At 70.9% G+C, this 12,941-nt stretch carries 11 protein-coding genes; 8 read left to right on the forward strand and 3 right to left on the reverse strand.

Annotated features, from left to right (window positions below; genetic code table 11):
- Positions 1–15 precede the first annotated feature (15 nt).
- Positions 16–237: a hypothetical protein gene (locus OG842_RS41040; protein WP_266737865.1), complete on the reverse strand. Its 222-nt coding sequence runs from the start codon at positions 235–237 to the stop codon at positions 16–18.
- Positions 238–689: 452 nt separating this feature from the next.
- On the opposite strand from OG842_RS41040, the gene OG842_RS41045 reads away from it, so the two are divergent.
- From OG842_RS41045 to trpD, 8 genes are all read left to right on the forward strand, one after another.
- Positions 690–887, forward strand: a complete 198-nt coding sequence (locus OG842_RS41045; RefSeq protein WP_266737863.1) for an acyl-CoA carboxylase subunit epsilon — start codon at positions 690–692, stop codon at positions 885–887.
- A 10-nt stretch (positions 888–897) separates the two neighbouring features.
- Positions 898–2,517, forward strand: a complete 1,620-nt coding sequence (locus OG842_RS41050; RefSeq protein ID WP_266737862.1) for an acyl-CoA carboxylase subunit beta — start codon at positions 898–900, stop codon at positions 2,515–2,517.
- A gap of 345 nt (positions 2,518–2,862) precedes the next feature.
- On the forward strand, positions 2,863–5,871 hold the full coding sequence (locus tag OG842_RS41055) for an AfsR/SARP family transcriptional regulator (RefSeq protein ID WP_266737860.1): 3,009 nt from the start codon (positions 2,863–2,865) through the stop codon (positions 5,869–5,871).
- A gap of 154 nt (positions 5,872–6,025) precedes the next feature.
- Entirely contained in the window at positions 6,026–7,060 is a 1,035-nt protein-coding gene (sbnB, locus tag OG842_RS41060) for a 2,3-diaminopropionate biosynthesis protein SbnB (protein WP_266737858.1), read from the forward strand.
- A 12-nt stretch (positions 7,061–7,072) separates the two neighbouring features.
- The gene (locus tag OG842_RS41065; protein ID WP_266737857.1) at positions 7,073–8,608 is read left to right on the forward strand and encodes an anthranilate synthase component I family protein; all 1,536 of its coding nucleotides are present in this window, start codon (positions 7,073–7,075) and stop codon (positions 8,606–8,608) included.
- Entirely contained in the window at positions 8,605–9,195 is a 591-nt protein-coding gene (locus tag OG842_RS41070) for an anthranilate synthase component II (RefSeq protein ID WP_266737855.1), read from the forward strand. The genes OG842_RS41065 and OG842_RS41070 overlap by 4 nt, the downstream gene beginning before the upstream one ends.
- 199 nt (positions 9,196–9,394) lie before the next feature.
- Positions 9,395–9,817, forward strand: coding sequence for a hypothetical protein (locus OG842_RS41075; protein WP_266737853.1), 423 nt, complete (start codon positions 9,395–9,397; stop codon positions 9,815–9,817).
- 19 nt (positions 9,818–9,836) lie between these two features.
- Positions 9,837–10,964, forward strand: coding sequence for an anthranilate phosphoribosyltransferase (trpD, locus tag OG842_RS41080; protein WP_266737851.1), 1,128 nt, complete (start codon positions 9,837–9,839; stop codon positions 10,962–10,964).
- Positions 10,965–11,055: 91 nt separating this feature from the next.
- Here the strand turns inward: trpD and OG842_RS41085 are convergent, their stop codons facing one another.
- Both OG842_RS41085 and OG842_RS41090 read right to left on the reverse strand, forming a co-directional pair.
- Positions 11,056–12,396 carry a cation:proton antiporter gene (locus tag OG842_RS41085; protein ID WP_266737850.1) on the reverse strand — a complete coding sequence of 447 codons (1,341 nt, stop codon included), beginning with the start codon at positions 12,394–12,396 and terminating at the stop codon, positions 11,056–11,058.
- Entirely contained in the window at positions 12,383–12,919 is a 537-nt protein-coding gene (locus OG842_RS41090) for a flavin reductase family protein (protein ID WP_266737848.1), read from the reverse strand. Before OG842_RS41090 ends, OG842_RS41085 begins: the two co-directional genes overlap by 14 nt.
- Between the last annotated feature and the right edge of the window lie 22 nt (positions 12,920–12,941).

A 12,941-nucleotide genomic window follows, 5' to 3' on the forward strand; every position in this document is an offset into this window, starting at 1 on the left:
CGGCGCTGCTCGGGTTCAGCGGATGTAGAGTCCGTACTCGCCCGTGAGCGGCGTGTTCACGCACTTCCATTCGGACCAGCCCTCGCGCTGGTACTGCTGACCGGCGTCGACGCACCGGGTCTTGCTCGCGTACATGCCGATGTACGTCCAGTCCGCCGCCTGGGCGGACGGTGCGCTCAGGCCGATGACGGCCATTGCGGCGACGCCCAGGGACAGTAGTGCTCCACGCTTGCGCATTCAGGATTTCCTTCTGCAGGGGGACGGGCGGGGTGGGACAGGCAGGGATCCTGCTGGACGGATTTCTGGTCCGCAAGCACTTTCGAGGAATGCGTGATCCTCGTATCAATTGGTTGCGACAGGTCCAACTTGGCTTGCTGGCAAGCGAGTTGACGAATCAGTGAGAGGTGGCGCCGACTCGGCCGAAACCCCGAACGTCGGGGCCGGCGTCGCTGGAGCAGGCATCGGGGCGGCTCCGGCCGACCAGCTGCCATCGCCCTGGACAGTCCGCCGCCGGCTGCCGTCGACGACAGCTGGTACGTGCTCCGGCACGTGGTGGTGCCGGCCCGCGACCCGCTGGTCGATCACGGCCCCGGCATAGGAGCCGCGTAGTCCCTCGCAAGGAATTCGTCGTCCTATGAGGGTCCGTGGGGTTCTCCGCAGTGAGCTCCCCGGAGGCGAAGGAGGGTGAGATGGGCAGTCCGGAGAGCTCCGGGATCGCGCTGAGTGTCGAGCGGGGGCAGGCCACCGAAGAGGAACTGGCCGCGCTCACCGTGGTGTTGCTCGCGTTGCGGGCCGATCGTGCGGAGCCGCCGCAGCGGCAGTCCGTCGCCGGGTCGCGGTGGTGGCGGCACGCGGACCGGTACGACGCCCCGCTCAGCTGGCAGTGAGGGGGACGCCATGACGACGACGATCGATCCCTCCGCTTCTGCTTCCGCCTCCGCTTCTGCCAATGGCGCAGGCGCCCCGGCCGACGTCCGGGGGCGTGTCGTGGAACTGCACGCCCTGCGTGAGCTGGCCCGCAGCGGGCCGAGCGACAAGGCGACCGAGGCCCAGCACGCCAAGGGCAAGCTGACCGCGCACGAGCGGCTGGCGCTCCTCTTCGACGAGGGCACCTTCTGCGAGGTCGAGCAGTTGCGGCGGCACCGGGCCACCGGCTTCGGGCTGGAGGACAAGCGGCCGTACACCGACGGCGTCATCACCGGCTGGGGGCTCGTGGACGGCCGGACCGTCTTCGCCTTCGCCCACGACTTCCGGATCTTCGGCGGTGCGCTGGGCGAGGCCCACGCCACGAAGATCCACAAGATCATGGACATGGCCATAGCGGCGGGTGCCCCGCTGGTCTCGCTGAACGACGGCGCGGGCGCCCGTATCCAGGAGGGCGTCAGCGCGCTCGCGGGTTACGGCGGGATCTTCCAGCGCAACACCCGGGCCTCGGGTGCGATCCCGCAGATCAGTGTGATGCTCGGCCCGTGCGCGGGCGGCGCGGCGTACAGCCCGGCGCTGACCGACTTCGTGTTCATGGTCCGCGAGACCTCGCAGATGTTCATCACCGGACCGGACGTCGTGAAGGCGGTCACCGGTGAGGAGATCACCCAGAACGGGCTCGGCGGCGCGGACGTGCACGCCGAGACCTCGGGCGTCGCGCACTTCGCGTACGACGACGAGGAGACCTGCATCGCCGAGGTCCGCTACCTGATCGGGATGCTGCCCTCCAACAACCGGCAGGACCCGCCGGTCCAGCCCACCCGCGACCCCGCCGACCGGCGCAACGACGGTCTCCTCGATCTCGTGCCCCTCGACGGCAACCGGCCGTACGACATGCGCCAGGTCATCGAGGAACTCGTCGACGACGGCGACTACCTGGAGGTCCACGAGCGCTGGGCCCGCAACATCATCTGCGCGATGGCGCGGCTCGACGGACAGGTCGTCGGCATCGTCGCCAACCAGCCCCAGTCGCTGGCCGGGGTGCTGGACATCGGGGCGTCAGAGAAGGCAGCGCGCTTCGTGCAGATGTGCGACGCCTTCAACATCCCCATCATCACGCTGCTGGACGTACCCGGCTTTCTGCCCGGCGTCGACCAGGAGCACGGTGGGATCATCCGGCACGGTGCCAAGCTGCTGTACGCGTACTGCAACGCGACCGTGCCACGGATCTCGCTCATTCTGCGCAAGGCCTACGGCGGTGCGTACATCGTGATGGACAGCCAGTCCATCGGTGCGGACCTGACGTACGCCTGGCCGACCAACGAGATCGCGGTGATGGGCGCCGATGGTGCCGCCAACGTCATCTTCCGCCGACAGATCGCCGCCGCCGAGGACCCGGAGGCGATGCGCGCCCGCATGGTCGAGGAGTACAAGGCCGAGCTCATGCACCCGTACTACGCCGCCGAGCGCGGGCTCGTGGACAACGTCATCGACCCGGCCGAAACCCGGGAGGTGCTCGTCAAGTCCCTGGCGATGCTCCGCAACAAGCACGCCGACCTGCCGTCCCGCAAGCACGGGAACCCGCCGCAGTAGACGCAAGCGCCGGAACGTGCGGGAGACGGGATCCCGCCGAGCCCCGGCGACCCTGGCCCCGGTCCTGGTCCGGCTCCCGTTCCGGTCCTGGTCCCGCCGGTGGTCCCGCCCGTGGCGGGTCCGATCGCCGCCGATCGGACCCGTACGGATGTGACCGCATATGACAGGTAACCGGTCCCCGGCGGTATGTCCGCGCCCGGCACCGGAAATCGGTCATCGAGAGTTCGTCCCCGATCACCCGTTTCGAACTCCTGGACGGGTAATGTGATCCCGGAATTCCTCGGGGTGGGGGAAACGGGAGGCCCGGTGGGGGAACGGTTCTTATTCAAAATCCTTGGCCCACTCATGGTGACGTCGGGCGAGCGAAAGGTGGTCATCGGCGGGGCACGTCAACGGACCACGCTCGCTCTGCTGTTGCTCAATCCCGGTCGAACCGTGCCGGTGGACACTCTGGTGCACGAAGTGTGGAACGGGAACCCGCCCGCCACCGCCCGTACCCAGATCGCCATCGTCATCGCCGCGCTCCGCAAGACGTTCAAGGCGCAGGGCGCGGCCGACGACACCATCGTGACCACGCATCCGGGATACCTCCTCGACGCCGAGAGCCACTACATCGACTCGGTGGAGTTCACCGCCCTCGTCGCGCAGGCGGAGACCGACGTGCGGGAGCAGCGCCTGGAGGACGCGGCGGGCCGGTACCGGCGCGCCCTCGACCTGTGGCGCGGGCCCGCGCTCGCCGGGGTGTCCGGGCTGCTCGTAGAGGAGGAGGCCGGCCGACTCGGTGAGTACCGGCTCAACGCCTACGACGACGCCACCGCCGTCCAGCTGGCGTTGGGGCGCCACTACGAGCTGCTGCCCGAGCTCGGCGGGGTCGTGCAGGAGAACCCGCTGCGCGAACGGACCCGGTACCACCAGATGCTCGCCCAGTACCGGGCGGGACGGCGCGCCGAGGCCATGGAGTCCTACCGGGAGGCGCGCGAGCAGTTCATCGAGGAGCTCGGGCTCGAACCGGGCCCGGACCTCCAGGAACTGCACGACCTGATCCTGCGCGACGACCCCTCGCTGACCCCGGCCGACGGACCGGTCTCCGTCGCGGCCGAGGCCGCGGTGCCCGAGGTCGTCGTGGTCCCCTCCGAACTTCCGCCGGACGTACCGGGGTTCACCGGCCGCGAGAGCGAACTCGCGGCCCTGGACGCGCTGATGATCGAATCCGGGGCCACGCTCCAGACCCCCACCGTCGGCCTGATCACCGGTGTCGCCGGGGTCGGCAAGTCCGGTCTCGCCCTGCGCTGGGCGCACCGGGTCGCCGACGACTTCCCCGACGGGCGGCTCTTCGCCGACCTGCGCGGCTACGACGAACAGCACGAGCCCGCATCCGTCGCCGACGTCCTCGGCCGCTTCCTGCGCTCGCTCGGCGTGCCGGGGCAGCAGATCCCGGAGGCGCTGGAGGAGCGGATCGCGCTCTACCGCAGCCTGCTCACCGAACGCCGCGCGCTGATCGTCCTGGACAATGTGCGCACCCACGCCCAGGTCGCCCCGCTGCTGCCGGGCAGCGGCGCCAGCTGTGTGGTCGTCACCAGCCGCGACCAGCTGGAGCAGCTGGTGACCTGGCCGAAGGAGGCCCGCGTCCACCTGGGTGTCCTGCCGCCCGACGCGGCCGTCGAACTCGTCGCCAAGATCGCCGGTGAGGAACGGATCGCAGCCGCCCGAGCGGACGCGAGCCGGCTGGTCGAGCTCTGCGACCGGCTGCCGCTCGCCCTGCGCATCGCCGCCGCCCGCCTCGCGTCCAAGCCGCACTGGACGGTACGGCACCTGGTGACCAGGCTCAGCGACGAGCGGCGCAGGCTCGACGAGCTGAGCCAGGGGGAGTCCCGGGTACGGGCCGGGTTCGAGCTCAGCTACCGCTACCTTTCCCCCGACGCGGCCCGCCTCTACCGGCGCCTCGGCCTCGCCGACGTACCGGACTTCACCTCTTGGGTGGCTGCCGCGCTGCTCGATGTCGACGTGATCGACGCGGAGCTGCTCCTGGAGGACCTGGTGGACACCCAGTTCCTGGAGGTCGTGGGCGTCGATGCGACCGGCCGGCTGCGCTACCGCTTCCAGAACCTGCTGCGTCTGTACGCGGGGGAGCGCGCCCGGGACGAGGAGTCGGACGACGCCTGGCGGGAGGCCTGCCGCCGGGTCTTCCACACCGCCCTGACCATTGCCCGCGAGGCCCACCGCCGGGAGAGCGGCGGGGAGTTCAGCATCGTGCACAGCGGCACCGAGCCGGCCACCATCGACACGGACCTGCTGGAGGAGCTGCTCTCGGACCCGCTGGCCTGGTTCGAGGCGGAGCGGCTCTGCCTGGTCGGCATGGTCGAGCAGGCGGCCCGGATGGGCATGGCCGATCTCGCCTGGGACCTCACGGGGTCCGCGTCCGTGCTCTTCGAGACGCGCAGCTACGTGGAGAACTGGGAGAGCTGCGCGGAGCACGCCCTGGACGCGGCCCGCGTCGCCGACGACCGCCTGGGCCAGGCGGTCATGCTGCACCACACCGGGGCCGCCGCGCTGATGCGGCAGAGCATGGACGAGGCGAAGGCGCGCTCCGAGGAGGCGCTTGAGCTGTACGGAGATCTGGACGAGCGGCTGGGCCGAGCACTGGTTCTGCGTAACCTCGCGGTCGTCCACCGTCTTCAGGGCGACCCCGACGCGGCGGCGGACCGGCTGCGCGGGGCCCTGCCCATCTTCCGCGAGGCCGGCGACCTCTCGTCGGAGTCGTCCGTGCTCCAGAACATGGCCCAGCTGGAGCTGGACCGGGGCAATTACGAGGCCAGCCTCGGCCACGCCCGGGACGCGGTACGGGTCGCGGAGTCCATGGATCCCGGCGCCTCGCGCAGCCTCGCCCAGTGCCTGTACCGGCTGGGCAGCGCGCAGCTGCTGTCCGGGCGGGCGGAGGAGGCCGAGGAGTCGTACCTGCGGGTGGAGGAGCTGTCCCGGGCGAAGGCCGACACCCACGGCCTCGCGCACGCCCTGTACGGACTCGGCCAGGCCCGGGTGGCGCTCGGCGCGCTCGAATCGGCCGAGACCGCGTACGTCCAGGGCCGCAAGGTCGCCCGCGAGCTCGGCAGCCCCGTGGTCGAGGGATCGATCCGGCTGAAACTCGGCGTACTCCTGCGGGAGCTGGGCCGGGAGGAGGAGGCCCGCGCCGAACTCCTGGGCGCCAAGGAGCTGTTCACCCGGAGAGGGGCCACGCACTGGCAGGAGGAGGTGGCCCGGGAACTCAGCGGATCCCCGGATGTCTCCGCGGAGGTCCCGCCGGAGGTCCCGCCGGTCTCGCCGGAAGTCGCCCCGGAGGTGGGAATCGGCGAATAGGAAGAAAGGGGCCGGCCATTTTTCCGGGGCCGGCCACGGGCGGTGGGACGGGGTCCGCTTTGCGGACGGGCTTAATCCGGCGATATCACGCCGATAAGGCCGATGGCTAGCGTCATCACAGAAATTCGGTTTCCCGAGAGCTGTGGAGTCTGTGATGCCGCCTACCCCCGGGGTGCCCTCGTTCGCCGTGATTCCCGGCGCGCAGGTGCACCGAGTCCTCGACGGCCGGCACGAGGAAGTGGTCCGGCTGATCGAGTCGGCCTACCGCGTGCACGGTGGCGGTGACACGGTCAACCCGCCTTCCTATTTCCTGCGCTTCCCCGACCGTCCCACCTCACGCATCATCGCGCTGCCCGCCTCCCTCGGCGGCGCCGCACCCGTCGACGGCATCAAATGGATCTCCAGCTTCCCCGAGAACGTGGCGGCCGGGATTCCCCGGGCCTCCGCCGTGCTCATCCTCAACGACCCGGCCACCGGCTACCCGCTGGCCTGTCTGGAGAGCTCCATCATCAGCGCGGCCCGCACCGCCGCCTCGGCGGCGCTCGCCGCGGACCGGCTCACCGAGGGGCGTGAGCGGCCGCGCCGGATCGGCTTCTTCGGCACCGGCCTGATCGCCCGGTTCATCCACCAGTACCTCGTGGGAACCGGGTGGAGCTTCGAGGAGACCGGGGTGTACGACCTGTCGGAGGAGCACGCCCGGGGCTTCGCCGAACACCTGGAGCGCGAGGGCGACAACGGCACGGTCACCCTGCACACCGGCCCCGAAGAGCTGATCCGCTCCAGCGACGTCGTCGTCTTCGCGACCGTCGCCGGAGCCCCGCACGTCACCGACCCGGCGTGGTTCACCCACAACCCGCTGGTCCTGCACGTGTCGCTGCGCGACCTGTCGCCCGAGGTGATCCTCGCGGCCACCAACGTCGTCGACGACATCGACCACTGCCTCAAGGCCGACACCTCCCCGCACCTCGCCGAACAGCTCAGCGGGAACCGGGATTTCATCGACGGCACCCTGTACGACGTACTCACCGGCGACCTGAAGATCCCCGACGACCGGCCCGTCGTCTTCTCACCCTTCGGGCTCGGCGTCCTGGACCTCGCGGTCGGCGGACACATCTACGAAACCCTGCGCGCCGACGGCCAACTCGCCGTCGTGGACGACTTCTTCCACGAGATGCGCCGATACGGCTGAGATGAGACGACCGTGACCACTCTGCTCGACAGCCCGCCCCGGCCCGCAGGGCCCGGCCCGGGTTCCATCACCGTACGTGTGGAGGAGACCGCCCTCGCCCCGCACGAACCGCTCGACCTTTACGCCGCGCTGCGCGAGCAGTCGGCGCACGACGTCTTCCTGCTGGAGAGCCGCGAAGGCCCCGGACAGTCTCCCGGAGCCACCGTCGTGGGCCACGGACTGCTCGCCGAGATCCGGGTGCACGCCGACCGGATCTCGGTCGACGGCGCCGAGGCCGTCGTCGCCGCGGCCCTCGCGGCCGCCGACGGACTCGGCCTCGCCCCCCGGCCCGGCAACGAACGCGGTCTCCTCCACGGCGACCAGCTCTGGCAACTGCTGCGCACCGTCCAGGACCTGTTCACCGTGGAGACCGGCCGGCCCCACGACAGCTACGCCTTCGGCTTCCTCGCCACCTTCGGCTACGGCTCCGCCTGGCACATGGAGACCCTGCCCGACCGCGGCGAGCGGGACCACGGCGAACCCGACATCGTGCTCGGCCTGTTCCGCGAGACCGTCTGGTACGGCCCCGAACCGGGCACCGTGCGCAGACTCACCGCGCACAGCGAAGCCTTCCCCGACCCGGAACCCCTCGACCTGACCGAGGAGACCATCGCGGCGGTCGCCGCCGTCGGCCGGGTACCCGAGGTCCTGCCCGAGGCGCCCCGGCCGCACGCCGTACGGGACACCTGCGACGAGCAGACCTTCCTCGCGCGGGCCCGGCGCTGCCTGGAGCACATCGGCGTCGGCGACATCTACCAGATCCAGATCGGCCACCGCATCGACGTCGAATCCGACCTCGAACCCTTCGAGGTCTACCGGCGGCTGCGCGGCCGCAACCCGTCCCCGTACATGTACCTCGTCCCGCGCGACGGGCGCACCGTCATCGGCGCCAGCCCCGAAGTGCTCTTCCGCACCGAGGGCGGCAAGGTCGTCATGCGGCCCATCGCCGGGACCGCGCCGCGCAGCGGCGACCCCGGTATCGACGAGCCCCGGGTCGCCCGCCTCGTCGCCGACGAGAAGGAACGGGCCGAGCACGTCATGCTCGTCGACCTGTGCCGCAACGACATCGGCCGGGTCTGCCTGCCCGGCACGCTGGAGGCGCACGGGCTGATGACGGTCGAGACGTACTCGCACGTCTTCCATCTCGTCTCCACCGTCGAGGGCACCCTCGCCCCCGAGGACGACACCTGGTCCGTGCTGCGCGCCACCTTCCCGGCGGGCACCGTCACCGGCGCGCCCAAGATCCGCGCCATGGAGATCATCGAGGAGCTGGAGAGCGAGCCGCGCGGCATGTACGCGGGCGCCGTCGGCCTCGTCGACCTGCGCGGCTGGAGCCAACTCGCCCTGTGCATCCGCACGATCGTGCACGACGGCCGCAGCGGCACCTACTCCACCCAGAGCTGCGCGGGCATCGTCGCCGACTCGTCCCCAGGGGCCGAGTGGCGGGAGACCCTGCACAAGATGGGCGCGGCCTACTGGTCGCTGACCGGTGAGGAACTGCTGCCGTGAAGGTCCTGCTCGTCGACGCGTACGACAGTTTCACCCACATCATCGACCAGTACCTGCGCACCCTGGGCGCCGACACCGACGTCGTCCGGTCGCACACCCGTACCCCGCAGCAGCTCGCCGAAATGAGGCCCGACGCGGTCGTCCTCGGCCCGGGGCCCGGCCACGCGGCCGACTCGGGCCACGTCGAGCTGGTGCGCACCTTCGCCGGGTCCGTACCGCTGCTCGGCATCTGCCTGGGGCACCAGGCGATCTGCCTGGCCTACGGAGGCCGGGTCACGGTCGCCGAGCGGCTCAAGCACGGCAAGACCAGCCTTGTTCGCCACGACGGTGCCGGGGTGTTCGAAGGGCTGGAACCGGTGATGACCGCCACGCGCTACCACTCGCTGATCGCCGACGAACCGCTGCCGCCCCCGCTGATCGCCACCGCGCACGCCCAGGACGACGGCTATGTGATGGGGCTGCGGCACCGCACGCTCGCCGTGGAAGGGGTGCAGTTCCACCCCGAGTCCATCACCACCGTCGGCGGCCTGCGGCTCCTGGACAACTTCCTGACGGCCGCCGGACGGAAATTGAAATCGATCCCCTGAGACTGAGGGTGTGTCCCGTGGGACACACCCTCCAGATGGCTGGAATATTCGCGTCCGGATGGCGCTGATCAGCGGTTATATCAAATATATTGCTGCGTCTGATGGGCGGAAGTCCTGGTGATAATGATTCGAAACAGGTCCTTCCTAATGTTCTGGATGTCGGAACGAACCGCAACAGTTCATAGGGGGAAAAGGAATCATGAAGCTCAAGGCGATCACCGGGAAGATCCAGCAGACCGTCGTCGTGACGCTCGCCGGTGCGGCGATATTCGCCACCGTGCAGACCGTCTCGGAGGCCGGCCGGGCGGACCGCGTCGGCTCCTACATCACTGCCGCCGCCACGCCGCTCGACGACCCGTGGCACCCGAGCCCCGTGGCCGTCCAGGCATCGACGTCGGACGACCCGTGGCACCCGAGCCCCGTGGCCGTTCAGGCATCGACGTCGGACGACCCGTGGCACCCGAGCCCCGTGGCCGTTCAGGCATCGACGTCGGACGACCCGTGGCACCCGAGCTCCATGACCGTCCAGGCATCGGCGCTGGACGACCCGTGGCACCCGAGCCCCGTCGCCGTCCAGGGACCGGTTCTGGACGACCCGTGGCACCCGGCGCCGAGCGCCTGACCGAAGAAGGAGAAGACCAGTGAGCGCCACGACACCCGAACAGGACCGCTCCTGGCCCCCGTTGCTGGGGCACGTGCTCGACGGCCGGGATCTCACCGCCGTCGACACCGCCTGGGTGATGGACCAGGTGATGCGGGGCCGCGCGACCGACGCACAGATCGCCGGCTTCCTGGTGGCCCTGCGGGCCAAGGGCGAGACCGTGGGCGAGCTCGAAGGGCTCGTGCACGGGATGCTGGCCCATGCCGTACACATCGACGTGCCGGGGAGGACCGTCGACGTGGTGGGCACCGGGGGCGACGGCGCACGCACGGTCAACATCTCCACGATGTCCGCGATCGTCGCGGCGGGAGCGGGGGCACGGGTCGTCAAGCACGGCAACCGTGCGGCGAGTTCGGCCTCCGGCTCCGCCGACGTCCTGGAAGCACTGGGCGTCACCCTGCGGCTGCCGCCCGAGCGGATCGCCGCCGTGGTCGACGAGGCGGGCATCACCTTCTGCTTCGCGCCGGACTTCCACCCGGCGATGCGCCACGCGGCGGGGCCGCGCAAACAGCTCGGCATCCCGACCGTCTTCAACGCGCTGGGCCCGCTGACCAATCCGGCGACGCCCACCGCCCAGGCGGTCGGGGTCGCCGACGCCCGGCTGCTGCCGCTGATCGCCGGAGCACTGGCCCGGGCCGGCGGCCGGGGCCTGGTCTTCCGGGGCGACGACGGGCTCGACGAGCTCACCGTCACCACCACATCGACCGTGCTGACCGTGGACGACGGCGACATCAGGCAGGAGCGGTTCGACCCGCGCGACGTGGGGATCGCGCTCGCACCGCTGGAGGCGCTGCGCGGGGAGGACGCCGCGTACAACGCGGCCGTCGCCCGGCGGATCCTCGACGGCGAGCGCGGCCCGGTGCGCGACGCGGTGCTGCTCTCCGCGGGCGCCGCCCTCGTGGCGGGCGAACCCACCGGGGGACGCACCGTCACCGAACGCCTGGGCTGGGCGGTGGAAGCGGCGGGCCGGGCGATCGACTCCGGCGCCGCGGCCGACACCCTCGACCGGTGGGTAAGGGCCACCTCGGCCCCGCACGCCCCGGTCGCCGAGACCCCGCAAGCCCCGGTCGCCGAAGCCCCGGTCACCCGGGTCGCCACGGCGGCGTGACCGGGCACCCGGGACGGACGCGGACCGTGGACGGCGCCATGGCGGTACTTCCCGGGAGACCGGTGGGTACGGCCATGGCGCGTCCGCGCGGTCACCTGGCAGCGGTGGGTTCGAGGGCCTGGTCCCGCTCCAGGTCCGCTCCGCCGGCCGCCGCCGGCTCCGCGTCGTCCCGCGCGGCCGCCTCGGACCCCGTCCGCCGGGAACCGCGGAACTTCTCGCGCCGGATCCAGGAGAGGGCCGGCGACGTGAGGCCCGTGGTGATCAGCGCCATCAGCACCAGCATGGTGAACAGATCGGGCCCGATCACACCGAGTTCAAGCCCCAGGTTCAGCACCACCAGCTCGGTCAGGCCCCGGCAGTTCATCAGGGCCCCGATCGCCAGGGAGTCGCGCCAGGACTGACCCGACAGCCGGGCCCCGGCCGTGCTCCCGCCCCACTTGCCGAGCATCGCGACGGCGAGCACCGCCAGCGCCCACAGCCACTGGACCGGGTCGCCGGCCAGCAGCGAGACATCGGTGCGCAGCCCGGTGGCGACGAAGAACAGCGGCAGCAGCACCGGAACCGAGAACGCGCGCAGCCGAGCCGTGCAGCGCTCGATGACCCTGGATCCCCGAGGAGTGACCAGACCGAAGACGAAGGCGCCGAACAGCGCGTGCACACCGATCCTGTCGGTGGCCAGTGCGGAGAGGCACAGGCCGCTGAAGAGTACGACGAGGACCACACCGTCCACGGTCCGCTCGGCCCGCTTCGCCCAGTGGGCGAGCAGCGGACGCAGCGCGTAGACCATGACGGCGAGGAAGACCGCGGCGAGAGCCGCCGTCGTCAGCGCCTCGGCCGGCGAACCGCTCGTCGACACCGCGACCACCGCCGCCAGCAGGCACCAGGCGGTCACGTCGTCGACCGCCGCGCACGCCATGGCCAGCGAGCCGATCCGGGTACCGATCAGACCCCGGTCGGTGAGTACCCGGGCCAGGACGGGGAACGCGGTGATGCTCATCGACACGGCGATGAACAGCACGAACGGCAACCGGCCCACGCCCGGCGGCGCGAACGAGCCGAACATCGCGAGGGCCAGCAGCGAGCCCAGGACCAGTGGCAGGACGATGCTGGCCTGACTGACCGCGACCGCGGTCCCGCGATGGCCGCGCAATGTGCCGAGGTCCAGTTCGAGGCCGATCAGGAACATGAAGGCCAGCAGGCCGATGTTGCCGAAGGCGCTGATGTACGGCAGCACCGACTCGGGGAACAGCCAGGTCTGTGCCGCGGGCGAGATCCAGCCCAGCAGCGACGGCCCCAGCATGATGCCGAGGGTGATCTCGCCGATGACCGGCGGCTGGCCGAACCTGCGGAACAGCTGGGCGCCCGCCTGGCACACCAGGATGACCACCGGGATGGCGATCAGGAGATCGGGCAGGGGGTCACGTGCCGACACGGCCGGCTCCTTCCTTGGCGGTCGCCGTGGCGTCCGACCAGCGTGCGTAACGGCGCCGCCCGTACAACAGCGGCTGGGCGGACTCGTCGGCGGTGAACCGCCGTACCTGGGCGAAGACGGTGGTGTGGTCCCCGACCTCCCGAGTGCCGACCACCGCGCAGTCGGCGATGGCGTGCGCGGCCTCCGTCAGATGCGGGCCGCCCGCGCCCAGCGGCAGCCGCCACTCGCTCAGTGCGAACCGGTCGGGGTTGCCGGAGCTGAAGAGGTCGGAGGTGGCGTGCGCGTCCTCGTGCAGCAGGTTGAGGGCCAACTGCCCACTGGACAGCACGGATTCGGTGGTGGGGCTCGCCGTGCGCAGGCAGATCACGAGCGTCGGCGGGGAGAGCGCCACGCTCGCCAGTGAACTGCAGGTCATCCCGCGGGGCGTGCCGTCGGCGTCGAGCGTCGTCACCACGGAGACGCCGGAGGGGAAACTGCCCATCAGCGGACGTATGTCGGCTTCCGGAACGGGCCGGTCGGTCATGGTTTCTCCTGTCGAAGACGTG

The sequence above is a fragment of the Streptomyces sp. NBC_00376 genome, from assembly GCF_036077095.1.
In the GTDB taxonomy this organism is placed as follows: domain Bacteria; phylum Actinomycetota; class Actinomycetes; order Streptomycetales; family Streptomycetaceae; genus Streptomyces.